The sequence below is a fragment of the Methyloradius palustris genome (assembly GCF_019703875.1).
Lineage (GTDB): Bacteria > Pseudomonadota > Gammaproteobacteria > Burkholderiales > Methylophilaceae > Methyloradius > Methyloradius palustris.
The window spans coordinates 426,742-451,821 of sequence record NZ_AP024110.1; the positions used below are offsets into that span (position 1 = coordinate 426,742).

Genomic DNA, 25,080 nt, shown 5'->3' on the forward strand with positions numbered 1-25,080 from the left:
TAAGTGGGTAAACCACTTATTATCCTAAGCCCCGCGCACTGTCGCAAGCGAAAATTAAGCTTTCAGGCTGATATCAATCAATTGTTTGGCGGCTTTTTTGGCGTATTTAATCGCACCAGAGCCACGTTTCATTTGCTCTGCCTGCATCGCACCTTCAATCAGCAGTGATAATTGCAGAGAGAGACCTTCGGCATCTTTAACGCCAGCCTCAGCTGCTAGATCAGAAAGATACTGCTTGAACTGGCGTGACTGCTCGGCTGACAAGCGATGGATCGGGTTTTCTTCATTAGGGAATTCAGCCGATGCCTTGATAAATGCCATGCCACGAAAATCAGGTGCGGTCATCCATTCTTCGATGAGATCGAACAGTTTTTGCAGTTTTTCATGCGGCTTTTTGGAAGACGCATCCAGCTTTTCAGTGAGCCAGCTTTGAAAATCGTGATGGCCTTTTTGCAATACTTCCAGAATCAGCTCTTCTTTGCTGTGGAAGTATTTGTACAGCGTCATTTTGGTTGTACCAGCCACGGCCACGATCATGTCCACGCCCGTAGAGTTGATGCCTCGGGTTTGAAAAAGCTCCGTAGCCACATGCAATATTTTAGCTCTTAGTGCAGACATAGCTCGACTTCTCCAAACTGTTATCAACAAACTATCTGATTGTATATCAATCAATCGTCAATATACAACAGGGTATATGGTGATCATTAAGCTATGCTCTGGTCGGCTTGTTTGGTGGGCTTGATTGCGTAGTTTGATGATTGAAAATATACATCACTGTATTTTTTTTGATTTTTACAGCAGAGCGTGGCTTCAAGTTGCTACGGAAGGCTTGTTTGTCTGCTTTAGCCCCTGGAGTTTTTCATTAGCATAGGCGTGTAGTCGCAATCCACTTTACCCATCAGTTCGCGTGCTGTTTTCTGGTCGCTGGCTTTATTAGATACTTGCCCAGCAATCACGTTTTGCAGGTAAACCTCTTGCTGTGCTGTTGGCAGTTGCAGCGCTTCAATGTAACGACAGCGGCCATCGCGCATTTTTTCTATTGCTGAATACATTTCTGCGGTATCGCCCGGGCTGGCCATGCTTGTATCGATGTTTGCGTTTTGTGTCGTGCCTGCCTGAGCTTCTGTTATCGCGACTATCTGGTTGGCCGCATTAGCGTGTTTTGCCTGGTATCCAAGTAAAACACCTGCACCAAGCAGCACAAAAACACTGGCTGCCAAGCCATATTGAAATGGCTTAACGTTTAAATAATGTTGAGTGGTTTGTAGCCAGTCAGGTTTGCGCTGGACTTGCATCAAGGCTGATGCTACCTGTTTTGCATGGCCTAGCGCATTACTGGCTGGGTTGGCTTGTTGCTGAATGAGCGCGTTGTTTGCCATGTGGTAAATCTGTTGTGCGAACAACTCTGGCGCTTGCAAGCCAGCTTTTTTGGCCTGTTGATTCAGGTAAGCCAATAACTCAGTACGTGCTGATAATGCATTTTCTGCTTCTGAATTTTCAACAAAATCCGCTTGCGCTTGCATTTCTGAAAGCACTTCGAAGACTGCAAGCAAGCTCTGCTCAGGCTTGTTTTCATTAGCCTTTAGCTTATTTAAAAACCAGCTTGTATCAATCATCGACATTTGATTCTAAATATCCGCTTAAAAAGGCTGAACCACAACCAATATCACAATGGCGATCAATGCTATGACTGGAATCTCATTAAACCAGCGGTAATACACATGGCTATGCTTGTTGCGATCATGTTTGAAATCCAATAGCAGTTTGCCGCAGTAGATATGGTAGATGACCAATAAAGCCACTAGCGTCACTTTGGCATGTATCCATGCGCCGCTCGCCCCATAGCCGAGCCAAAGCCACATGCCGAAAAATATCGTCAGCACAGCGCCCGGTGTCATGATGCCGAAAAACAGTTTGCGCTCCATAATCTTGAAGCGGGCGATGCTCGCAGCGTCTTCAGACATGCTGTGGTAAACAAACAGGCGTGGCAGATAAAACAGCCCAGCGAACCACGTCACCATAAAAATAATGTGCCAAGCTTTAATCCAGAGCATTGTTTTTCCTTAACTGCCTTTTGCTGAGTTTGCCAATTGTGCATCCAGTAATTGATGCAAAGCGGCGAAGTTAATCTCACCTACGATTTTACTAATGACACGCCCTTGCTGATCCAGAATAAAACTGGTCGGTGTGACACGAACATCTTGAAATTTGCTGGAAAGCGCGCCGCTGTCGTCATGCGTAATGATGAAGGGCAGATTGTTTTTCTTGCTGTAGTTTTTGACTTGATCGATTGGATCATAAGGCATGGAGACTGCCAACACCTCAAACCCTTGTGCCTGATATTTTTCATGGGTTTTGATCAATTCAGGCATCTCGGCAATACAGCCAGGGCAGTCTGTTGCCCAGAAATTGACCAATACAATTTTGCCATCCAGAGCGGCGGTATTCATCTTTTTGCCATCTATCGTAGTAAAGCTGATGTCAGGCATTTTGGCTTTTTGCGTGAGAGAAAAAGCCAATGCCCCAATCAATATGATGATCGCAACAGGCACGATAAACTTTTTCAAGCGGCTGTTAAAGGTTGTAGTAGTTGAATTCATGTGAGGCTGGGCTCTAAAAAAGGCAGAAATCTAAAATGGGCTGAAAATCGGCTCAAGCAAATGAATCAGGCAAGTAAATATTGTGGTGCTTTTCAAGGGCTTTGTCATGCAAATAATGCGCTTTCAATATAGAACTTAAGCTTCTTGGGCCAACTCTTACTGGCACACGAAATAAGTTGTGATAAAAATTACAAATCTTCATATCAATAGCCACATCTGCAAAGGCGTTTTTAGTGCCTCATCAACATGATAGAATTACACTTTTAGCCCCGCAGTCTATTCATGATCGCTCAGCCAATGACTCTTGAAACCGCAACGCCTCGCTTACGCGAAATACCTTATAACTACACTTCATTCTCAGACCGCGAAATCGTCATAAGATTCCTCGGCGAAGAAGTCTGGCATGTGTTGAATGAGTTACGTGGTGAGCGTAAAACAGGCCGTTCTGCCCGCATGCTGTTTGAGGTGCTGGGTGATCTGTGGGTGGTGAGCCGCAATCCTTACTTGCAGGATGATTTGCTGCAGAACAAAAAACGCCGCAAAGCGTTGATTGATGCGCTTTACCACCGCATTAAGGCGATTGAAGAGCGTAGCAGCGGCAACCCCAAAGTATTGAAAATGGTGATTGCAGCGCGTCAGGCCGTCAACGAGTTTGAAAACGACTTCCGCCTTACCGAAAACCTGCGCAAAAAAGCGCTGACCAAACTCGGCAAATATACCCGTAAAGACAATATCCAGTTTGATGGTCTGGCACGTGTGTCTCATGTGACCGACGCTACCGACTGGCGTGTTGAATACCCATTTGTGGTGATTAACCCGGACACCGAGCAAGAGATTGCGGCACTGGTGCGCATTTGTATCGAGTTGGGGCTTACTATCATCCCGCGTGGCGGTGGTACTGGATATACAGGCGGTGCGATTCCGTTGACCAAGCTGTCAGCCGTCATCAATACCGAGAAGCTGGACAGATATAGCGAAGTGGAAATGACTGCTTTGCCTGGCCTCGAGAAAAAAGTACCAACCATCCATTGTGGCGCTGGTGTCGTGACGCGCCGCGTGATGGAGGCCGCCACATCTGCTGGTCTTGAATTCGCCGTTGACCCGACCTCAGCTGATGCTTCATGCATAGGCGGTAATGTCGCCATGAATGCAGGTGGCAAAAAGGCTGTGCTCTGGGGCACGGCTCTGGATAATCTTGCCTCATGGAGAATGGTCACGCCAGATGCCACTTGGCTTGAAGTTGAGCGACTAGACCACAACTTGGGCAAAATCCACGATATCGCCATGGCGCGTTTCCGTATTACGCGTTACGAAGAAGATGGCAAAACCTTGCAAGGTGAGCCTGAAATCCTTGAGATTCCAGGCCCCAGCTTTCGCACAGTTGGCCTTGGTAAAGACGTCACCGATAAATTCCTTTCTGGTTTGCCTGGCATCCAGAAAGAGGGTTGTGATGGCCTGATTACGTCAGCGCGCTTCATCCTGCATCGCATGCCCAAGCATGTGCGTACTGTCTGTCTAGAGTTCTTTGGCCACGTTGCGCTGGCTGTACCTGCAATTGTTGAGGTGAAAGATTATCTGGATGGTAACCCCAAGGTGATTCTTGCGGGTCTGGAGCACATGGATGAACGCTATGTGAAAGCCGTTGGTTATGCCACCAAGGCCAACCGTTCAGAGCGCCCAAAGATGGTGCTGATCGCCGACATCGCCAGTGATGATGAAAACGCAGTGGGCGATGCCGCCTCGCAGATCGTGCGCCTGTGTAATGCGCGCGGTGGAGAAGGGTTCACTGCCGTTTCATCTGAAGCGCGCAAAAAATTCTGGCTTGATCGTGGCCGCACAGCCGCGATTGCCAAGCACACCAATGCCTTTAAGATTAACGAGGATGTGGTGATTCCATTGCCACGCCTGGGCGATTACTCAGACGGGATCGAGCGCATCAATATCGAGCTTTCAATCGATAACAAACTCAAGCTGGTGGATGCGCTGAATGCGTTTATCTCTGGCAATTTGCCCTTGCTGGAAGACGACGATACGCAAGCCGACCCAGAAATGCTGCTAAACAAGCAAAAAATGGCGATGGAGTTATTGAACGAAAAGCACCGCTTCTGGACCAGCGTGCTGGAAAATCTGGATGCACCTATTGCTTCAATTGGTGCTGAGTATGCTGATCTGGCTGCTGAAAATGTGTTCCGCGCCGTGCAATCGCATCAGGTGCGTATCTCATGGAAGCGCGATATCAAGAAAGCGCTGCACCAGATTTTCACTGGCCGTGAATATACGAAGATTCTTGAGCGTTGCGATGAAATCCACAAGCAGGTGCTTAAAGGCCGCGTATTTGTTGCTTTGCACATGCACGCGGGTGATGGCAATGTGCACACCAACATCCCCGTCAATTCTGACGACTATGTGATGATGCAGGCTGCGCATACCGCGGTTGCCCGCATCATGAAACTGGCTGTTGGCCTGGGCGGCGTGATTTCTGGGGAGCATGGTATCGGCATCACCAAGATGGAGTTTCTGGAAGATAAAGCCATTGAGACATTTGCCAAGTACAAGCAGAAAGTTGATCCTGAAGGCCGTTTTAACAAGGGCAAGTTGATGGCGGGTGGCGATTTACGCCATGCCTACACGCCTTCATTCTCGCTGATGGAAGCCGAATCCATCATCATGGAGCAATCTGCGATAGGCGAGATTGCTGATTCAATCAGCGATTGCCTGCGTTGTGGTAAATGCAAACCAGTTTGCACGACCCATGTGCCGCGTGCCAATCTGCTGTATTCACCGCGTAACAAAATTCTCGGTACTTCGCTGCTGATTGAGGCTTTCCTCTATGAAGAGCAAACCCGACGCGGTATTTCGCTCAAACACTTTGATGAGTTCAACGATGTGGCCGACCATTGCACGGTTTGCCATAAGTGCCTGAATCCGTGCCCGGTGGATATTGATTTCGGTGATGTGTCGGTGGCCATGCGCAACTTCCTGCGTGAGCAGGGCAAAAAGCACTTTAACCCTGGCACAGCCGCATCCATGGCATTCCTGAATGCCAAAGACCCTGCAACCATCAAGATGCTGCGCACGGGTATGCTGCAGTTTGGTTTTAAAGCACAGCGATTCGCGCATCAGATTGCCAAAAAGTTAGGCCTGCTCGCCAGCTTCAAAAAGCATCCGCCAGCGACAGTTGGCAAGCCTGAAGTCAAAGCGCAGGTGATTCACTTCCTGAATCGACCTATGCCTAAAGCCCTGCCGACCAAGACTTCACGGGCTTTGCTTGGGGTTGAAGATGACACCATGATCCCGGTGATCCGCAATCCGCAAAAGACCACGGAAGATTCAGATGCCGTGTTCTATTTCCCTGGATGCGGATCTGAGCGCCTGTTTTCGAATGTGGGCTTGGCAACGCAAGCCATGCTGTATGAGATTGGTGCGATTACCGTCTTGCCACCGGGCTATCTCTGCTGCGGCTATCCGCAGACTTCCAGCGGTAACCACGACAAAGGCCAGGAGATCATCACCGATAACCGCGTGCAGTTCCATCGCATCGCCAATACGCTAAATTATCTCGACATCAAGACCGTGATCGTCTCGTGCGGAACGTGTATGGATCAGCTCCAAAAATACGAGTTCGAGAAAATATTCCCAGGTTGCCGCCTGCTGGACATCCACGAATATCTCATGGAAAAAGGGCTCAAGCTCGAGGGCGTCTCAGGTACCCGCTATATGTATCACGACCCTTGCCATAGCCCTATGAAGACCTATGCGCCGCTCAAGGTGACGAACGCCCTGATGGGTCAGGATGTCGCCCTGAATGATCGTTGCTGCGGTGAGTCTGGTACCTTTGCTGTGGCTCGCCCTGACATTGCCACCCAAGTCAAAATGCGCAAGCAAGAAGAACTGGAAAAAGGCATGCGCAAGCTTGGCCTCACACCAGGTAAGCCGGAGCAGGATGTGAAGATTCTGACTTCTTGCCCATCATGCTTGCAAGGGTTGTCACGTTATGGGGAAGATACGGGCATCACGGCGGATTACATTGTGGTTGAGATGGCGAAGCATCTGCTGGGTGAGGGGTGGATGGAGGATTATGTGGAGAAGGCGAATAATGGTGGGATAGAGAAGGTATTGCTCTAAATGCAATTATCTGAGTTACCTTTTGAAAGTTAATACAACTTTCAGGAGTAATGATGATTAGTCTTTATCAAGAAAATTGCCCTCTTTGTAGCGAACCATCTGAATATGAGCAATGCGATAGAAAAAAGAGGCAACTTTTTTATTGCAAGAAATGCAAGCAGCTACTCATTACTGATAGAGCCAAAAGAGAGTTAGTTGGTAAAAATATCAGGCATCAGAGCTTATCTGACCTTTCTGGAAGCTTGACCAGTAATGAAATTCTTCACATTTCTTTTGAAGAGCGCGAATTGAAATGTGTTGTGGAAGATTACACCTTTTGGCGATAAATCTGTTCTAAAAGAAGTGGCGATTGAGGGGCAATAACTAAAAGGTATTGCGCAGTATTCATCATTTCTTTTCGCCTCTAGGCGAGTTTCTTTCTTTTGCTCAGCCAAAAGAAAGAAACCAAAGAAAAAGCTGCCCCACTACCGCTTATTCCCTGTGCTGCTCGTCCTTATGGGCGGCTTGCGCAACTCGCCCTAACAAGCCACACAACCCGTGGCTTGTCGCGGAACTCAAACAGTGCGCGCCGAAAACTCCCATGACGACTGCGCTGCTCGGCGCGATAGAGGGGGAGTTAAGGTCAACTTCAAAATCCAAACTACCTTGAGTTCGTCATTCCCGTGGAAACGGGAATCCATTTTAAGTATCGTTAGGCGGGATTTAGTTAAATCTAGACAAAGTGGATGCTCTGGGAGCCGCATGGATATTGCCTCTCAGGGCATCTGTTTTTGCGTGTGGAGTGACTTAAACTCAAGATCAGAGGCGGTTTGGTGTGCTTTTTCAAGATTGCTGAACTTGAATCAAAAGACTAAGGTAGTGCAATGCGTACTTTATTTATTTTGATGGGATGTCTGGTTTCTTTGTCTGCTTGGGCAGATGACGATGCTGGCTTGGGTTATAGCTCAGGGTTGTCGGGCGATGTGCCGAATACGGCTACTGTGTTGCCAGCGCCCGGTTCTCGGCCTAGCGTGCCGAATGGGGTGCGCATTTATGTGCCGCCTAAAAATCTGGAGCCACGTACTTTGGTGGTGCCTTTGCCTAATGAAAAGTCGCCTGTGGTGATTTATCGTAGTGATTCAGTGGAGACTGTGCCGAGTTTGTATCCGCCATTGCCGCAAAACTCAGTCGCTAAACCTGAGCCTAAGAAGAAAAAAGGTAGTAAGTTAAAAGCTGAAGATGCTGAAACAGAAGCGCCAGCAAATCCTTACATTCTCAAAACCAAGCCACTGGAGCCGATTATCAGCCAGTGAGTTATTGGTTATTAGCTAGCGCAGGGGTTTTTCGGGTTAGTCTTGATTTAGGGAATACTGCGCTGAATGTGCTGCCATTGCCGAGTTCGCTTTCGATCTCAAGTCTAGCCTGGTGGCGGGTGAGGATGTGTTTGATGATGGATAAGCCTAGGCCCGTGCCGCCAGTTTCGCGGCTGCGGCTGCGGTCTACGCGGTAAAAGCGTTCGGTGAGTCTATCAATGTGTTTTTGTTCTATGCCTATGCCTGAGTCGTGCACGCTGAATGCGGCATCGGTGCCGCGCATTTTCCACACCATGTGAATCTCCCCACCTTCTGGCGTGTAGCGCACTGCATTGCTGACCAGGTTACCAAATGCGCTGTGTAGTTCTTCAGCGGCTCCTGTCAGGCCTAACGAGGCATCAGCCTCAAGCGTGATGTGGTGTTTGCCGTTGCTTAGGCTTTGCGCCTCGTGCATGACCATGTTGAGTAGTGAATTCACATCAATCTCGGTGTCTGGCGGAATATTCTGGCCGCTTTCGAGTTGCGATAAGGTCAGCAAATCTTCAATCAGGCGGCGCATGCGGCCAGTTTGCTCCTGCATCATGCCAAAGTAGCCGCGGGTGCTTTCTGGCACGGCACCTTCCATATCCATCAGTGTTTCCAGAAATCCACCAACCACAGTCAGTGGCGTGCGAAGTTCGTGCGATACATTGGCAATAAAGTCGCGGCGCATGTGTTCCAGCTTTTCCAGTTGGCTGACATCGCGGCCAATCAACAATTTCTGGTTATCACCAAATGGTACTAATTGCAGTTCAAGCGTGACTGATGGATCGCGCCAGGAAATGAGTTTGATGGGGTCTGCATAATCTTTCAGCTGCAGATATTCGATAAATTCGGTGTGACGCATCAGGTAATTGATGGGCTGGCCGGAGTCTGATTTTAATGCCAGACCTAGCAATTTTTCAGCGCTGGGGTTGCACCATTCAATAATGTCTCGCGCATCAAGCAACACCACGGCGTCGGGCAGGGCGCTGGCAGCGTGTTGAAAGCGGTCTAGTACTGAGCTGAGTTGGCTTTGGCTACGGTTGTGGCGGCGTTGCTCGTGATAAATGGTGGCGAAAATGTCTTCCCAAGTGCCTGAGCCTGCAGGGATAGAGGCTAAATCTGGTTTTTTGTACCACTCTGAAAGTCGATACAGCCAGTAAAGGTGGCTGGCAAGGTAAGCCAAGGTGCCGAGCGTAAAAATGCCCAAGGCAAGCGTGAAATTTTCAAACGCCCAGATAATCAGGCTGATGAGTAAAAGAGAAAAAAAGAGCCAGAAGGCTCTCCAGCGAATATCTAGCACGCGGCGAAATCCCTAACGTTAAGGGTGCGTATTATGAGCTAGTGCGCAGAGAAACGATAGCCAACACCACGCACTGTTTGCACTAAATCTTCATGACCAGAGTTTGCCAGTGCCAAGCGTAAACGGCGGATGTGAACATCGACGGTGCGATCTTCAACGAATACGCGGTCACCCCACACGCGGTCCAGCACCTGGGTTCTGGAATGTACGCGTTCTGGGTTAGACATGAAGTAGTGCAACAATCTGAATTCGGTCGGGCCTAAGTCCAGCACATCGCCATTGCCAGTGACGCGGTGTGTGACTGGGTCAAGCCGCAGGCCTTTGACTTCAATCGGGTCATCCGTCATTTGTGGCGCGCGGCGGCGCAGCACGGCTTTGATGCGGGCATTTAATTCGCGTGGGCTGAATGGCTTGGTGACGTAGTCATCCGCACCAATTTCCAGGCCGCGCACTTTATCAATTTCTTCACCGCGCGCGGTAAGCATAATGATAGGAATCGTTTTGGTGAGTTCGTCTGATTTTAATTTGCGCGCAAATTCAATACCGCTCATGCCTGGTAACATCCAGTCAAGAATGATCAAATCTGGCAAAGCTTCGCGTATCAGCAATTGTGCTTGCTCAACGCTGAGTGCACGCAGCGGGTTGTGCCCTGCTTGCGTGAGATTGAGCGCAAGTAACTCTTGAATGGCTGGTTCGTCTTCAACGATTAATATATTAGCTGGCATGTTAGTTTCCTCTTTTGCGGATGCAGTTTCAGCCTACTATATGACGTTAATATGACATATTAATGACAAAGCGTAAAAGCTTTTAAGTCATTGCTTTTTTGCCTATTTAAATTGGCAATCCTAAGGTAACATTCTGTTACAAGTGTTCAGTATTAGACCTAAATCTAATATTCTGATTTGAACCGCGAACCCTAAAAAATAAGGCAACTCACCTAATTTGGTTGCCCATAATGGAGAGAGTAATGGCATCATTTTTATCCAAAGAACGCATCACTGCATCCCCCAATTTTAATCGCTGGTTAATTCCCCCCGCTGCATTGGCTTTGCACCTATGTATCGGCATGGCCTATGGTTTTTCAGTATTCTGGAAACCGCTGGGCAACGTGCTACTTGGTGCCGATGGTAAAGCTCTGGCTACCTGTGCCGCTGGTGCGAGCACTTTTGGGGACAAGCTTGCGGGAACATTAAGGGCTTTGACCGCCACAGATTGTAACTGGACGCAGTTTGACCTGGGCTGGATGTACACCCTGTTTTTTGTTGTGCTCGGTTGTTCCGCCGCGCTTTGGGGCGGCTGGCTGGAGCGTGCAGGTCCGCGTAAAGCTGGCTTGGTCTCTACTTTGTGCTGGTGTGGCGGTTTGCTGATCTCGGCTTACGGTATATATGTGCATCAGCTATGGATGATGTGGCTGGGCTCGGGCGTGATTGGTGGCATCGGTTTGGGGCTAGGATATATCTCCCCAGTATCTACCCTGATTAAATGGTTTCCAGACAAGCGCGGTATGGCGACTGGTATGGCCATTATGGGTTTTGGCGGTGGTGCGATGATAGGCTCACCGCTCGCTACCAAGCTGATGGCGCACTTTGCTGCGCCAGGTTCTGCTGGCATCTGGCAGACATTTGTATCTCTCGCGGTGATTTATACTGTATTTATGTTGCTGGGCTCACTCAGCTATCGCGTGCCGCCATCTGGCTGGAAACCAGCTAACTGGACGCCACCAGCGACTAGCAGTAACAGCATGATTGCGCAAAACCATGTGCATCTTAAAAACGCGCATCGCACGCCACAGTTCTGGTTGTTATGGCTGGTGTTGTGCATGAATGTATCTGCGAGTATCGGTATTATCGGTGCCGCTGCACCCATGTTGCAGGAGACTTTCGGTGGCGCCTTGATTAATCAGCCAGACGTTGGGTTTGCCGACATTAAGAAAGATGAAGGCATGACAGCGGCTGCAGCTGCAGTGGGAGCAGGGTTTGTCGGGCTGATCTCATTATTCAATATTTTCGGCCGTATCGCCTGGGCATCATCATCTGACAAACTTGGCCGCAAGCAGACTTACTTCATTTTCTTTGTGCTCGGTGCTGTGCTCTACACGGCGCTTGCGTTCGCTGCTGGGGCGAAGTCGCTGGCCTTGTTTGGGGCATGTATCTGCATTATCGCTTCCATGTACGGCGGCGGATTTGCGACGATTCCGGCTTACCTTGCCGACCTGTTCGGTACACAGTTTGTTGGCGCGATTCATGGTCGCCTGCTTACTGCATGGTCAACAGCTGGCGTACTCGGGCCAGTAGTCGTCAACTATATGCATGATGTTCGACTTGAGAAAGGCGTGCCATTCGACCAGGTTTATTCTTCAGTGTTTTATGTGCTCGCAGGCATGCTGGTGGTCGGTTTTATCGCCAACTTGTTAGTCAAGCCTGTTGCTGCTAAATACTTCATGTCAGCGCAAGAACTGGCGGAAGAAAAGAAAATCGCCCATGAGAAAGTGGTCGTCGCTGGTGAAGCTGGGGCAAGTACAGGTGGCGGTAAATCAGTGGCGGTCATCATGTGGCTGCTAGTGCTGATTCCCATAAGCTTTGGTATCTGGAGCACCTTGCAAAAAGCCTGGATACTTTTTCATTAAATGACAACACGTTGTGCATGGCCAAAATCCCCGCTTGATATTGTTTATCACGATACCGAGTGGGGTGTGCCAGTGCATGACGACCGCAAGCTGTTTGAGTTTTTGATTCTTGAAGGCGCACAGGCAGGGTTAAGTTGGTCAACCATCCTTAAAAAGCGCGAACATTATCGGTTGGTGTTTGATGATTTTGAGCCTGCAGTAGTCGCTCAATATACCGATGATAAAAGCCAAGCCTTACTCACGGATGCGGGCATTGTGCGCAATCGCCTGAAGATCGCTTCAACTATTAATAATGCGCAAAAATTTTTGCAAATACAGGCCGAGTTTGGCAGTTTTGATGCCTATCTTTGGCGATTTTTGGATGGCAAGCCAATCCAGAGTCATTGGCAGGCACATACGCAACTACCTGCCAGGACTGTAATTTCAGACCAACTCTCAAAAGACTTGTTAAAGCGTGGATTCAAATTTGTGGGAACGACGATTTGTTATGCTTTTATGCAGGCAGTTGGTATGGTGAACGACCACTCGGTTGATTGTTTTCGCTACAAAGAATTAATGCCGATTTAAGCGCTGAATAATCGCTCAATCACCTCAATAAATCGCTTCATTTCAAAGCAATGCCCAGTCGGCTATAATCTCGCCTTATTCTCGGATTAACAATCCAGTCCCTATGGGCGCATCAAGCAAATAATGGAGTACAAGTGAGAGAAATTCCCCAAGATTTAAATGGTAGTGGTTTGCGCATAGGTATCGTACTTTCGCGCTTTAACAGCGAAATAGGTGAAGGCTTGTTGGCAGCATGTGAGGCCGAATTAATCAAGCTAGGTGTTGCTGAAGAAGATATTACATTGGTAACTGTGCCGGGCGCTCTGGAAACACCTCTTGCGCTGCAGCAATTGGCTGATACTGAAGATTATGATGGCCTGATTGCACTAGGCGCGATTATTCGTGGTGAGACTTATCATTTTGAAGTGGTTTCAAACGAATCTGCGCGGGGCATTTCAGAGGTGCAACTCAATACTGGCGTACCAGTAGCGAATGCAATCTTGACGACCCAAAATGATGAGCAAGCGATCGAACGTATGGCCGTAAAAGGTGCAGAAGCCGCTACAGTGGCGATTGAAATGGTTAACCTGTTGAAACAGCTATGAGTGAACTAGACAAAAAAGCAGCGGACGCAAAGCCGGCAAAGCCCAAACAGGCGAGCAAAAGCCGTCGTAAATCCCGTGAATTGGCGCTCAAAGGCTTGTATCGTAGTTTTCTAAACCAGACGCCAATTCGTCATGTGTTCCTGGATCTGGCAGATGACCCTGACCTGGCAAAAGCTGATGAAGCCTACTTCCATCAATTGTTAGAAGGCGTGACTGAAAAGCTTGCTGAGCTTGATCATCGAGTGTCAGAATTTCTTGATCGTCCGCTGGTTGAGTTAAGCCCGGTTGAACATGCGGTATTGTGTATCTCAGGCTATGAACTGATTTTCGACCCGAGCATTCCCTACCGTGTAGCGATTAATGAAGGTGTTGAGCTTGCCAAAATGTATGGCGGTACAGATGGTCACAAATATGTGAATGGCGTGCTCGATAAATTAGCGGCTGCCGCGCGCCCTGACGAATTTAGGCACAATGGCAGGTAATTGGTATCCTGAAACCTCGTTAATGCTTGAATTACAATAAAATATTGTATCTTTTGGTGCAATATCTTCTTTTTGAAAAAAATCGCGTGTAATATCAGGCATCTAATGAACAGATGCAAAATGAATAAATAAGTAAGAAGCAGAATAACTGTTCAATAGTATTTATCAGCATACGTTTTATATATTTTAGGGCGTACATTTAAGGGGAGCGGGTTTGAAAAAGACCTTCTGGAAATCTGATTGGTTTGCGGGGTTAGTCATCTCCCTGCTGTTCTTATTCGCTGGCGGTACCGCCATTTTACAAAGCTTGGAGCGTAAAGCTTACGACTTGGGTGTTGAGGCCTCATCTCGAAACCCAGGTGACAAAATCGCGATTATTGCGATTGATGATCAGAGCATCGCCAATATCGGTCGTTGGCCTTGGTCACGCGAAGTACATGCCAAAATGATTGATCTGTTGGCAGGTGCGCATGCCAAAGTCATTGGTAATACCGTATTTTTCATAGAACCACAAATCGACCCAGGCTTAAGTTATATCAACAAGCTGGCTGAAGTTGTTGCCAATGCACCTGAGATATCAGCATTACCACAGTCAGCCGAGCTGAATTCCATCCTCAAAGATGCGCAAGCCAACCTGAATACAGATGCAACGCTCGCTGCCAGTATCAAGGCGGCTGATAGCGTGGTCATTGCTATGCCATTTGTTGTCGGTGAGCCTCGTGGCAACCCAGACAAACCTTTACCTGACTATGTGCTGAAAAATGGCCTCTCGAAGATTATTGATAAGGTCGGCGCAGAAGAGTCGGGATTGTTGCCTTTACCAACCATCAACGCATTATCACCAGTGGCTATCATCGGCGAAAGTGCCGCTGCTATTGGCCACCTTAATGCAAATCCTGATGTTGATGGTGCTATTCGTTCTGAGCCGCTGGTGCTGGCTTACTACGATCAATTTTACCCATCGTTGTCATTGCAGATTGCTGCAAAATATCTGAACCTGAAAGATACTGACATTCAGGTGAAGCTGGGTGAGGGCATTAAACTGGGTAAGCTCAATATTGCTACCGATGGTTTTCTGCAAATGAATACATTTTTCTATGCTAACCATGATGGTCATACCGCTTTCCCTATAGACTCTTTTTATGATGTCATCAGCGGCAAAATCCCCGTTGAAAAATATAAAGACAAAATTGTTTTAATCGGCGCAACAGCAGGTGGCATCGGCGATAGCCAAGTAACACCGATTTCATCTAGCATGACCCCAATTGAGACGCTTGCCCACTCGGTTGCAAGCATCTTGAACGAAGATTTTTTCGTTGCGCCAAGCTGGGCATTTTGGGTCGAGAAGACTGCATGGTTACTCATCAGCCTTTATCTGATTTTACTTCTGCCGCGACTAAAAGCTGGTATGGCGGCTGGCATTACTGCGGCATTATTTGCCTTGTTAGTCGCTACACATTTCTACCTGATGACTCAGCAAGCCCTCTGGCTGCAGTTGATGATCCCTGCAACACTGCTTGTAGTTGGCCACGCATTGTTAACTACTAAACGCTTCCTCATGACCGAGCGCGGCAAAGAGAAATCTGAAGCGGATTCTGCCGAAAGCAATCGCAATCTCGCACTGATGTTCCAGAGCCAAGGTCAGCTGGATATGGCGTTTGATCGCCTGCGCAAATGCCCGATGGAAGAAAGCGTAATGGATGCCTTGTATAGCTTGGCGCTAGATTTTGAGCGCAAGCGCCAGTTCAATAAGGCTGAAAATGTGTTCGCCTATATGGCTGAGTACAACCCCAAATACAAAGACCTTGAACAGCGTTTGTCACGTTCACGGGCGATGGCGGAAACAGTTATTCTGGGCGGCACTGGTGGCGGTCGTACCAACACAAGTATCTTGCAAGATGGCAGTGTAGAGAAACCTATGCTTGGTCGTTACCAGATCGAGAAAGAGCTGGGCAAGGGCGCAATGGGCGTGGTGTATTTGGGTAAAGACCCGAAAATTGGCCGTGTAGTCGCAATCAAAACTATGGCGCTTGCAGAAGAGTTTGAGCCAGATGAGCTGGAGGAAGTAAAAGAGCGCTTCTTCCGCGAAGCTGAGACGGCTGGTCGTCTGAATCACCCGAACATTGTCACTATGTACGATGCAGGTGAAGAGCATGACCTAGCGTTTATCGCCATGGAATTCCTCAAAGGTAAAGACCTTGCCCCTTATACCAAGCCAGATAATTTGCTGCCTTTGTTGAAGGTGATGGATATCGTCGCTAAAACCGCAGATGCGCTGGATTATGCGCATACGCAAAACGTGGTGCATCGCGATATCAAGCCCGCCAACATCATGTATGAGCTTGAAACCAGTAGCGTAAAAGTGACCGACTTTGGTATTGCCCGCATTACCGATTCATCCAAAACCAAAACTGGCATGGTGCTCGGTACGCCCAGCTATATGTCTCCAGAGCAATTGGCAGGTAAAAAAGTGGATGGTCGTTCAGACTTGTTCTCGCTTGGCGTGATGCTCTATCAAATGGCTACTGGGCAACTGCCGTTCAAGGGTGATTCCATGGCTGCCTTGATGTATAAAATTGCCAATGAACCACATGAAAGCGTTAAAACGCTTAATCCCGAATTACCACAATGTCTGAGTGACATCATTGACAAGATGTTAGATAAGGATATGGATAAACGCTATCCACGCGGTGCTGAGATTGCAGCAGAGATTCGTCAGTGCATGAATGAGGCAGGTTAAATCATGAATATGACGGAGTTTTTAGAGATTGTGCGCCTCACCGACGTGGGTCAACGACGCGACCATAATGAAGATACCATTGCCAGCGATATCGAGCTTGGCCTGGTGGTCTTGGCTGATGGTATGGGCGGCTATAAAGCAGGTGAAGTGGCCAGTGAAATTGCCACGCTAACGATTGTTGCCGAGCTAAAAGAGAGCATGCTCTCTTTGGAGCCTGGTCTAGTAGATGCGGTTTCAGAAATGCAGGCTGAAAGCCAGTTGGTGATTGATGCCGTTGCTAAAGCCAACGAGTCTATCTATAGCGTTTCGCAAAGCCAACCGCAATGTGCTGGTATGGGTACTACCTTAGTGGTTGGTTTGTTTACCAATAACAAACTGCTTGCAGGCCATATTGGTGATTCACGCATGTATCGTTTGCGTCAGGGTGAGCTTGTGCAAATCACTGAGGATCATTCCCTGCTGCAAGAGCAACTGAACTCAGGGCTGATTACACCTGAGCAGGCGAAGTTTTCGAATAACAAAAATCTGGTGACGCGTGCCTTAGGCATAGATCCAGAGGTTGAGCTCGAATTACATGAGCATGATGTGCTGCCAGACGATATTTACCTGCTGTGCTCTGATGGTTTGAGCGATTTAGTCCCAGATGAAGAAATTAGTGAAACGCTTGGCACGTTAAGTGCTAATCTCGAACTGGCGGCTAATCAATTGATTCAGATGGCAAATGATAACGGCGGTAAAGACAACATATCAGTCATACTGGTAAAAGTGCTGAAGCCTTTTCCCGTTGAGCGCACATGGTATAACAACTTTTTTAATTGGTTAAAATAGTAAGGTAAAACATGGCAAAGCTGATTTTTTCACTGGACGGGGCTTTTCTGGGTGAATTTCCTCTAGACAAGGACAAAATCACCGTGGGGAGGCGTGCGACTAACGATATTCATATTGATAACCTCGCGGTTAGCGGTGAGCATGCAACCATTGTCACAATAGGGAACGACTCTTTCCTTGAAGATTTGGGTAGTACCAACGGTACCTTGGTGAATGGAAAAACAATCAAAAAGCATGTGTTACAGCATGCAGACCTGATTGAGTTCGGTAAATATCAGCTCAAATACATTAATGAATCAGCTATTCCCACAGGGTTGGGCGGTTCAGATGATTTTGAAAAAACCATGATCATCAGGCCAATGAAAGCAGCTGCACTGCAAGAGGCTGCCAAACCTCAGGCCGCACCTGCTGCTCCAGCCCCGGCAGCGCCTATCGTCCCTCCTCCTGTAGCTGAACCAACCATTGTTGGTCGCGTACAGGTATTGAATGGGCCGAGCCAAGGTAAAGAACTGGTGCTTAACAAGGCGCTGACTACTTTGGGCAAGCCTGGCGTACAGGTGGCAGTGATTACCAAGCGTCCTCAAGGCTACTTTATTACCCATGTGGAAGGTGCAACACATCCTGTGGTTAATGGGCAATCAGTAGGGGCGCAGGCCCACTCTTTGAGTGATCATGATGTGATTGAGATTGCCAGTGTGAAAATGGAATTCTATCTAGGCGCAGCTTGATAGCAGCTTGAATTTGATATTTAAGTTTTAATTAAGGTTGCTTGTCTTTACCTTAGAGTCTTCACCCTAAAATAAGACAATAGTAATTTCACAGTTATTCTGGAAATCTAATGACTGAGCAGCAAGAGCTACTTAAGCGATTAGAGCGACTCAACGCTATTGGAATCGCACTATCTGCTGAACGCAATAATAAGCGTTTGCTTGAGATGATATTGCTCGGCGCTAAAGAAATTACCAACGCAGATGGCGGTACGCTCTATACCGTCACTGATGATCGCCGACTCAAATTTGAGATTATGCGCACCATGACATTAGGTATCGTCATGGGCGGCACTACAGGCAACGATATCCCATTTCCGCCATTGCCACTATATCTTGAGGACGGCATCCCCAATCTGAATATGGTTGCGGCCTATACGGTGCTCAATGACCGTACCGTGAATATTGAAGATGCTTATGAAGCCGACGGCTTCGACTTTTCTGGCACACGTAAATTTGACCAGAGTATGGGCTACCGTTCTAAATCATTCCTCACTATCCCGATGAAGAATCACGAGAACGAGATCATCGGTGTACTTCAATTGATCAATGCGATTGACCCTGTGACTAGCGAAATAGTACCGTTTTCTGCTGAAAATCAGCAGTTAGTGGAGTCTCTTGCTTCTCAAGCCGCTGTGGCGCTCACCAATCATAATTTGATCGAAGGCTTGAAAAACCTGTTTGAGTCTTTCATTGAGCTGATTGCAGATGCCATTGATGAAAAATCCCCTTATACAGGTGGACATTGCCAGCGCGTGCCTGAATTGACCATGATGCTGGCCAACGCAGCTTGCAAAACCCAAGTGGGTCCGTTACGTGAATTCAACCTGACGGAAAAAGAAATCTACGAGTTACGCATTGCCGCTTGGCTGCATGACTGCGGTAAAGTGACTACGCCTGAATCGGTCATGGATAAACCTACCAAACTTTCTTGCATATTTGACCGTATCAATTTGGTCGATCAGCGTTTTGAGTTATTGAAAAAGCAAGCCGAAACCGAAATGCTGCGTAAACAGCTAGCGCTATTGAAAGCTGGTGCTGCAGCTGACTTTGATATTCTAGAGTCTGAACTAAATGCATTTAAGAAAAGCTTGGATGAAGATAAAGAGTTTCTGCATAACGCCAATCTAGGCGGCGAATTCATGACGCCTGAAGACCAGCAGCGCGTCATCAATATTGGTGCTTACGAACTTTATTCTGCAGAAGGCGAGCGTATTCCGTTCCTGAATGAAGACGAAATATATAACCTGAATATCGCACGCGGCACTTTGACCAATGAAGAGCGTACTGTGATCAATAACCATATTGATGTCACCATCAATATGCTTGAATCATTGCCATACCCCAAAGACTTGCAACGCGTTCCAGAGTACGCAGGCGGCCATCATGAGCGTATGGATGGTAAAGGCTATCCACGTGGCTTGAAGCGTGAACAAATGTCGGTACCCGCCCGCATTATGGGCATTGCTGACATTTTCGAGGCGCTGACTTCACGTGACCGCCCCTACAAGAAAATCAAAACGCTTTCCGAATCACTGTTTATTCTTGGCAAGATGAAGCTTGATAATCATATAGACCCCGATTTATTTGATCTTTTCATACGCGATAAAATCTATCTGCAATATGCACAGCAGTTTCTGGAGCCAGACCAGATTGACGAGGTAAATGAGCAGACAATCCCCGGTTATGCAGTCCCTGCCTGAACCATCACCATATCTAGGTCATCGTTGTAATTCATGAGTAAAACACAAAAGATATTAGTCGCACTGTCCGCCATTAATCTTGTGATTGTGTTTTTGTTTCCACCCTATGACGATCACTCGGTGAGTAGTCATGGAGCATCCATTTTCGCTGGATTTTTGTTCGCGTTATCTCACAAAACATTGAATCTGGTGGTTAACGATAATCTGCTCTATCTAGAAGTCACCGTTGTATTGGTGAATTTAGGCGTGTTGTGGTTGCTGACGCTTGAGAACGAAAGGCGTAACGCCAAAAAGAAATTCAGCTTCCGTAAAGCCGCTATGATCTTAGTTGTGGTCAATCTACTAGGTGTTTTTCTGTTTCCGCCATTTGAGTATATTTCCAACATGACCAATGCAGTGATCCCTACTTTCGAAGGGTTCTACTGTATTTTTTCACCACCACCATATCGCGCGATTGTGACCCCAATACTGTATTTAGAAGTGATGTTTATATTGATGAATGGTGGGCTCATGTTGCTGGCATTCAAGCAGCCCAAGGATGAAACCTACAGCGCAGAGCAGACTATCGCCTACATGGCTAAACAACAAAGTGCGCGCAGGCGATAACTGAATGGTTTTTGGTATTAGTGAGCTGGATTCGCAAAGTTTTCCAAGGCTATTGCAAGCTCATCCAGATTTTCCAGCGTCAAGCCATGCAAAAATGGCCCCTCAGGCACTAGCTTGATATTGATGCCTTGATCACAACATCCTAAGCATTTAAAGCGCTCTACACTCAGCATTAAGCCCTTTGCTATAATCATCTGTTCGATCTGTTTCGCCAAGGCCTCGCTGCCTTTTGCTGCGCAAGAGGGCTGGTGAGCACTGGTTCTATGCTTGATGCAGACAATCACTTTTTTATCTAACGCCATCATCAGCCTATTTTTGAGCTACTGGAGATGTAGGATCACATTGCTGCATCCTGCCGCATCAAGTCTTAAACAGCTACCTTGATCGTACCAGTCACCCAGTACCCAGCGCTCACAATGATGGCTATCTATCTCCAGTACATGTTTAGCTGGGCGATGGGTATGGCCATGTATGAGTAAATCTGGGTAGGCATATGCTTTAAACAATGCTTGCACAGCGCCATCATTCACATCCATGATGGCTTCGCTTTTTTGCGATTTTTCTGTTTCGCTGCGCATTCTCAAAGCTTCTATCTGCGACTTTCTGGATGATAGTGGTTGAGCCATAAATTGTTGCTGCCATGCAGGGTTTCTTACCTGAGTACGAAATGCCTGATAGGCCAAGTCATCCGTGCATAGCTCATCGCCATGGCTGATTAGTAGGCGTTTTCCATAAACTTCTAGCAAAGTTGGGTCAGCTAATAATGTAATATTGGAGGCATTGGCAAAGCCATGGCTGATTAAAAAATCACGGTTGCCGTGAATGAAATAGACAGGAGTTGTGGCGGCTAATACCTTGATCGCACCAATTACTTGCTGATGATGTGGGTCGTCAATATCGTCGTCACCTGCCCAATACTCAAACAGGTCACCAAGGATATAGAGTGACTTTGCCTGTGTTGCCTGAGATTGCAGAAACTCAATAAATAAAGCGGTAATAGCAGGGCGTGTATGACACAAATGCAAATCGGAGATGAACAAACTAAAGTCTGCCTCATCTCCGATGATGTTCATGCTAAACGAAATCGCCTAAACGACTTCGGCGCGTTCAATAATCACGGGCTCAACGGGTACATCCTGATGCCCGTTTTTGCTGCCTGTTTTCACTTTCCTGATTTGATCTACTACTTCAATACCTGCAGATACTTTACCAAACACGGCATAGCCCCAGCCTTGTGAAGTAGGGGCAGTAAAATTGAGGAAATCGTTGTCAGCAATGTTGATAAAGAACTGGCTGCTGGCTGAATCAGGGCTTGGTGTACGCGCCATGGCAACCGTATATTTTTTATTCAGCAGACCGTTATTAGCCTCATTTTTAATGACTGCATTAGTTGGTTTCTGTGACATGTTAGGCTCAAAACCACCGCCTTGAATCATGAAGCCATCAATCACACGGTGAAATATGGTATTGCTATAGAAACCACTTTCAACGTATTCAAGAAAATTAGCGACGGTAATAGGTGCTTTTTCAGCATCTAGTTCAAGCGTAATTTCGCCATAATTTGTATGTAGTTTAACCACGTTTTTTTCCTTTAGCTTTTGGTTTAGTTATCTCAGTTGGAGTCGGTTTGCTGCTTTGGGATTCTGGCATTACAGGCATATCTAAAAGCCTTGTATGTTCCACAATCACTGGGTCAATTGGTACATTTTTGTTAAGACCAATGACTTGGGTCGGTGTTGCAGAGATAGCTTGCAATACATCTAGCCCCTTAATCACTTTGCCAAATACTGCATAACCGATGTAATGCGGATCTGGTTTATAAAAGTTCAGGTACTTGTTGTCTGTCAGATTAATAAAAAACTGTGACGTTGCAGAGTCAGGGTCAAAAGCGCGTGCCATGGCAATCGTGCCAGGCTCATTCTTCAAGCCATTATTCGACTCATTCACAATCGGTGAATAGGTGGATTTTTGCAGCATATCTGCGGTTAATCCACCACCTTGAACGACGAAATTCTTAATGGTGCGGTGAAATATCGTGCCGTCGTAAAAGCCAAGCTCGATGTATTTCAAGAAATTAGCCACACTGGCAGGGGCTTTATCTGGATACAGCTCAACGACAAAAATGCCACGATTGGTTTGAAACTCAACCTGTGGTTTGCCTGAAATGACTTCTTCCGCGCTAGCGACTGATGCAAATAACATCGCGCTAATAAATGCGGAAAATAAAAAACTACGTATTAACAATCGGCTTGAGAGCATTACTTTCTCCGGTCAGTCTTTGGACTGTAGAGGCGCTTAACTTGATGGGATATTTAAATCGCCAGCTTAAGCCGCGCCCTCATATAGTATTTTCCAGCGTTGGTTTTCAAATATCCAATATTGGCGTTTACGCATCTTGCTGTCGAGATTATCGCTCTTGTAATCCTGGTCAAAATTCACGACAGCCATTTGTTGCTGGCTATTAGGATAGCGGAACATGCTGACATTGGATAGTTGGATTTCCACATGCATTTTATACGCTTGAATGCGGCGCTTTTCTTTAGACCAACCATCGAGGTTGGTTGATTGCGTGAAAAACTGATTTGAATAATGGGATAAATAAGCTTCTGTATCCTGCGATTCCCAGTCTTTACGCCAATCTTCAACCGCCTTTGTTAACCCCATTTTTTGTGTGGCTGCTTGATCTGGGCTTACCCATTGCATATTGTTGGCCACAATAAAAAGCGTCTTGCCTTTTTGCATGATGGGGCCGATGGCTTTTAAATCTGGGTTAGACAACACCACACAGCCATCACTAGCACGGGGAGGGCGGCTATAGGTGTCACTGGGCGTGCCATGTAGCCAGATGCCATGGCCGTTCTTTCCTTGATGCCTGTCCCACTCGTTCGGGTAGTTAAGCGGGTAAGCAGCGTTACCATAGAAGTCAGGTAATTTTTTGATCAACTGGCTATCTGCGTAATACACCCCCACAGGTGTACGTTTGTCACCCTCGCTGCTTTTTTCACTGCCATTTCGGCCCACCGTTACGTAATAATCTGCTACATATTGTGGTTGGTTATTCACGTTGCGATACAGATACAATCTTGATTTATCGGCATCCACCACAATCACGTATTGCTGGCTGGCATCAATTTGCCACAATGGCTCAGGGATGCTGCTGGGTGCTTGTTTGGCCAGGTAATGCTCTAGCCGCATGCGTGCTTCAGCACGAAAGTCTGAAACCTTGTCTGGATTACTTTCAGGGGCGCTACCAAATGATTGCAGTTGCTGCGCGCGTGCCATGAGTAAATCCCCACGCACCAAATAAGCAAGCTTGAAATTGGGAGCGGTTTGTATCACTTGGTCTATGGTCTGCGATGCCTGCTGTAATTGGCCTTGGGTGATCTGCAGCAGGCTCCTGACAAGCAGGCTCTCGGTGTAGTTGGCGGCAAAGTTGTTATTGCCATTGAATTTCACCTGTTCAAGGTGATCAATGGCGGTGGCATTCCACGGCAGCAGAGCGCTGCCTATGAGTAGGGAAACAGATAATACTTTTAAGATTTGCATGAGCGATTAATTGTCCGGCGCTCAGCGATCGGTCAGCTCCTGCTGAATCAACCAGGTGTTGCGCACTTTTTGTAAGACTAAGGTTTTAGATGTTCTTTTGGTGACAGCGCCAGCGCGATAATTCTGCTTAAAGCTCACTTTGGCTTTGTTGGCACTTTCAAAGCTAACGCGAGGATTGAGAACCTCAACGTTAATAGCCGCGGCCTTGCCGATGATGCCACGGCGGCTGGCTTCCCACTCTTTGCGAGATTGACCCGCTGGTGTTTGAAACGAATCAGCATAACTTGCCAGATACTGATCAACATTTTTGTTTGACCAAGCCTTTGCCCATAGCTTCACCGCGTTCATCACGTTGTTTTCGTCATTGCCATCTTTTTCTGCAGGCTTGGCAATTTCTGCGTTTGGTTTTTCCACCACCACTGGTTTTGCAGGTTCAGCAGGTTTAATGATCTCTGCTGGTTTTACTTCAATAGGTTTAACGGGCTCAGCAGGCTTGACTGGTTCGGTTGGTTTGATTGGCTCTACTGGTTTAACTGATTCAACTGGCTTTGCAACATCTGCAGGTTTGACCACGGGCTTGGTATTGTCAGCAGGTTTGCTGTTATCTGCCAGCATGGTTGGTTTGCCAGTAGTGCTGAATAACTCTTTAATCAACGACAGCTTGTTTTGCGCGCGCGCATTGCTGTTATCAAGCTGCAGGGCTTTGTCATAGGCTTCAGAGGCCATTCTGGCGTAGATGTCACCCAGGTTCTCATGCGCAGTTGCATAGCTGGGGTGGGTTTTAATCGCAGTTTCAAGTGCGATTCTGGCTTTATCGTATTGACCCTGATCCGCATACAACACAGCGAGATTGTTGTATGGTTCGGGCAGGTTAGGGTATTTGGCTGTAATGTCAGTAAATGTCTTGATAGCGTCATCACGCTTATTCAACTCTGCCAGCAATACGCCTTTAATGAAGAGCGCCTGTACGTCTTTTGGGTTATCGCTCAGATAACTGTTCACTTTAGTTAAAGCAGCAGCTTGTTGCCCCTGATTCGCTAGCTGGGTGATTTCTTTAAGGTCGTCAGCAGGGGCAGCACTAGCTGATGTTGAAAATGCGGCAGAAAGTGGAAGAGATAGTAGGAGGGCGGTCAGGACAACGCGCAATACAGGCATTATGATATACTTTTCTGCAATTAATTTTATCAACGCAATTCTATCAACAAGCCTATGTAACCTCCAATAGCCGATGCTGTTTTTAGGGGATTTATTTGGTCGAGTTGGTCAATAAAATCAAATAGCGCTGTAAAT

Annotated in this window: 24 protein-coding genes; 12 read left to right on the forward strand and 12 right to left on the reverse strand. The window is 47.3% G+C overall.

What is annotated here, in order from left to right; genetic code table 11:
- Window positions 1-54: 54 nt before the first annotated feature.
- The 4 genes from ZMTM_RS02235 to ZMTM_RS02250 all read right to left on the reverse strand — a co-directional run bounded on the left by ZMTM_RS02235 (window position 55) and on the right by ZMTM_RS02250 (window position 2,600).
- Window positions 55-618, reverse strand: a complete 564-nt coding sequence (locus ZMTM_RS02235; RefSeq protein ID WP_221764719.1) for a TetR/AcrR family transcriptional regulator — start codon at window positions 616-618, stop codon at window positions 55-57.
- 224 nt (window positions 619-842) lie between these two features.
- Window positions 843-1,622: a hypothetical protein gene (locus ZMTM_RS02240; protein ID WP_221764720.1), complete on the reverse strand. Its 780-nt coding sequence runs from the start codon at window positions 1,620-1,622 to the stop codon at window positions 843-845.
- Between the two features lie 18 nt (window positions 1,623-1,640).
- Window positions 1,641-2,054: a protoporphyrinogen oxidase HemJ gene (gene hemJ / locus ZMTM_RS02245; RefSeq protein ID WP_221764721.1), complete on the reverse strand. Its 414-nt coding sequence runs from the start codon at window positions 2,052-2,054 to the stop codon at window positions 1,641-1,643.
- Between the two features lie 9 nt (window positions 2,055-2,063).
- Window positions 2,064-2,600, reverse strand: a complete 537-nt coding sequence (locus ZMTM_RS02250; RefSeq protein WP_221764722.1) for a peroxiredoxin family protein — start codon at window positions 2,598-2,600, stop codon at window positions 2,064-2,066.
- 282 nt (window positions 2,601-2,882) lie between these two features.
- Between ZMTM_RS02250 and ZMTM_RS02255 the strand changes: the two genes are divergently transcribed.
- From ZMTM_RS02255 to ZMTM_RS02265, 3 genes are all read left to right on the forward strand, one after another.
- Window positions 2,883-6,725: a DUF3683 domain-containing protein gene (locus tag ZMTM_RS02255; protein ID WP_221764723.1), complete on the forward strand. Its 3,843-nt coding sequence runs from the start codon at window positions 2,883-2,885 to the stop codon at window positions 6,723-6,725.
- A gap of 50 nt (window positions 6,726-6,775) precedes the next feature.
- The gene (locus tag ZMTM_RS02260) at window positions 6,776-7,051 is read left to right on the forward strand and encodes a hypothetical protein (protein WP_221764724.1); all 276 of its coding nucleotides are present in this window, start codon (window positions 6,776-6,778) and stop codon (window positions 7,049-7,051) included.
- Between the two features lie 537 nt (window positions 7,052-7,588).
- Window positions 7,589-8,017, forward strand: coding sequence for a hypothetical protein (locus ZMTM_RS02265; protein ID WP_221764725.1), 429 nt, complete (start codon window positions 7,589-7,591; stop codon window positions 8,015-8,017).
- A 1-nt stretch (window position 8,018) separates the two neighbouring features.
- Here the strand turns inward: ZMTM_RS02265 and phoR are convergent, their stop codons facing one another.
- Together phoR and phoB are read right to left on the reverse strand one after the other, a co-directional pair.
- On the reverse strand, window positions 8,019-9,341 hold the full coding sequence (phoR, locus tag ZMTM_RS02270; protein ID WP_221764726.1) for a phosphate regulon sensor histidine kinase PhoR: 1,323 nt from the start codon (window positions 9,339-9,341) through the stop codon (window positions 8,019-8,021).
- Window positions 9,342-9,379: 38 nt separating this feature from the next.
- Window positions 9,380-10,066, reverse strand: a complete 687-nt coding sequence (phoB, locus tag ZMTM_RS02275) for a phosphate regulon transcriptional regulator PhoB (RefSeq protein ID WP_221764727.1) — start codon at window positions 10,064-10,066, stop codon at window positions 9,380-9,382.
- Between the two features lie 242 nt (window positions 10,067-10,308).
- Between phoB and ZMTM_RS02280 the strand changes: the two genes are divergently transcribed.
- From ZMTM_RS02280 to ZMTM_RS02320, 9 genes are all read left to right on the forward strand, one after another.
- Window positions 10,309-11,967: an OFA family MFS transporter gene (locus tag ZMTM_RS02280; protein ID WP_221764728.1), complete on the forward strand. Its 1,659-nt coding sequence runs from the start codon at window positions 10,309-10,311 to the stop codon at window positions 11,965-11,967.
- Entirely contained in the window at window positions 11,968-12,534 is a 567-nt protein-coding gene (locus ZMTM_RS02285) for a DNA-3-methyladenine glycosylase I (protein WP_221764729.1), read from the forward strand.
- A 134-nt stretch (window positions 12,535-12,668) separates the two neighbouring features.
- Window positions 12,669-13,118 (forward strand): 6,7-dimethyl-8-ribityllumazine synthase, encoded by a 450-nt coding sequence (gene ribH, locus ZMTM_RS02290; protein ID WP_221764730.1) that lies wholly within the window; start codon window positions 12,669-12,671, stop codon window positions 13,116-13,118.
- The gene (gene nusB / locus ZMTM_RS02295; protein WP_221764731.1) at window positions 13,115-13,600 is read left to right on the forward strand and encodes a transcription antitermination factor NusB; all 486 of its coding nucleotides are present in this window, start codon (window positions 13,115-13,117) and stop codon (window positions 13,598-13,600) included. The genes ribH and nusB overlap by 4 nt, the downstream gene beginning before the upstream one ends.
- A 214-nt stretch (window positions 13,601-13,814) precedes the next feature.
- A complete protein-coding gene (locus ZMTM_RS02300; RefSeq protein ID WP_221764732.1) occupies window positions 13,815-16,340 on the forward strand; it encodes a CHASE2 domain-containing serine/threonine-protein kinase in 2,526 nt (841 codons plus the stop codon).
- A 3-nt stretch (window positions 16,341-16,343) separates the two neighbouring features.
- Window positions 16,344-17,168, forward strand: coding sequence for a Stp1/IreP family PP2C-type Ser/Thr phosphatase (locus ZMTM_RS02305; RefSeq protein WP_221764733.1), 825 nt, complete (start codon window positions 16,344-16,346; stop codon window positions 17,166-17,168).
- 11 nt (window positions 17,169-17,179) lie between these two features.
- Window positions 17,180-17,896 carry an FHA domain-containing protein gene (locus ZMTM_RS02310; protein WP_221764734.1) on the forward strand — a complete coding sequence of 239 codons (717 nt, stop codon included), beginning with the start codon at window positions 17,180-17,182 and terminating at the stop codon, window positions 17,894-17,896.
- 110 nt (window positions 17,897-18,006) lie between these two features.
- Window positions 18,007-19,638 carry a GAF and HD-GYP domain-containing protein gene (locus tag ZMTM_RS02315; protein ID WP_221764735.1) on the forward strand — a complete coding sequence of 544 codons (1,632 nt, stop codon included), beginning with the start codon at window positions 18,007-18,009 and terminating at the stop codon, window positions 19,636-19,638.
- A gap of 33 nt (window positions 19,639-19,671) precedes the next feature.
- The gene (locus ZMTM_RS02320; protein ID WP_221764736.1) at window positions 19,672-20,244 is read left to right on the forward strand and encodes a hypothetical protein; all 573 of its coding nucleotides are present in this window, start codon (window positions 19,672-19,674) and stop codon (window positions 20,242-20,244) included.
- Window positions 20,245-20,261: 17 nt separating this feature from the next.
- On the opposite strand, the gene ZMTM_RS02325 is transcribed toward ZMTM_RS02320, so the two are convergent.
- The 6 genes from ZMTM_RS02325 to ZMTM_RS02350 form a co-directional block, all read right to left on the reverse strand.
- Entirely contained in the window at window positions 20,262-20,549 is a 288-nt protein-coding gene (locus tag ZMTM_RS02325; protein WP_221764737.1) for a (2Fe-2S) ferredoxin domain-containing protein, read from the reverse strand.
- Between the two features lie 15 nt (window positions 20,550-20,564).
- Complete coding sequence (locus ZMTM_RS02330) at window positions 20,565-21,317, reverse strand: UDP-2,3-diacylglucosamine diphosphatase (protein ID WP_221764738.1); 753 nt, start codon at window positions 21,315-21,317, stop codon at window positions 20,565-20,567.
- 15 nt (window positions 21,318-21,332) lie between these two features.
- Window positions 21,333-21,824: a peptidylprolyl isomerase gene (locus tag ZMTM_RS02335; protein ID WP_221764739.1), complete on the reverse strand. Its 492-nt coding sequence runs from the start codon at window positions 21,822-21,824 to the stop codon at window positions 21,333-21,335.
- Window positions 21,817-22,503 carry a peptidylprolyl isomerase gene (locus ZMTM_RS02340; protein WP_318840521.1) on the reverse strand — a complete coding sequence of 229 codons (687 nt, stop codon included), beginning with the start codon at window positions 22,501-22,503 and terminating at the stop codon, window positions 21,817-21,819. The genes ZMTM_RS02335 and ZMTM_RS02340 overlap by 8 nt, the downstream gene beginning before the upstream one ends.
- 66 nt (window positions 22,504-22,569) lie before the next feature.
- Window positions 22,570-23,790: a L,D-transpeptidase family protein gene (locus ZMTM_RS02345; RefSeq protein WP_221764740.1), complete on the reverse strand. Its 1,221-nt coding sequence runs from the start codon at window positions 23,788-23,790 to the stop codon at window positions 22,570-22,572.
- Window positions 23,791-23,811: 21 nt separating this feature from the next.
- Window positions 23,812-24,945, reverse strand: a complete 1,134-nt coding sequence (locus tag ZMTM_RS02350; protein ID WP_221764741.1) for a L,D-transpeptidase Cds6 family protein — start codon at window positions 24,943-24,945, stop codon at window positions 23,812-23,814.
- Between the last annotated feature and the right edge of the window lie 135 nt (window positions 24,946-25,080).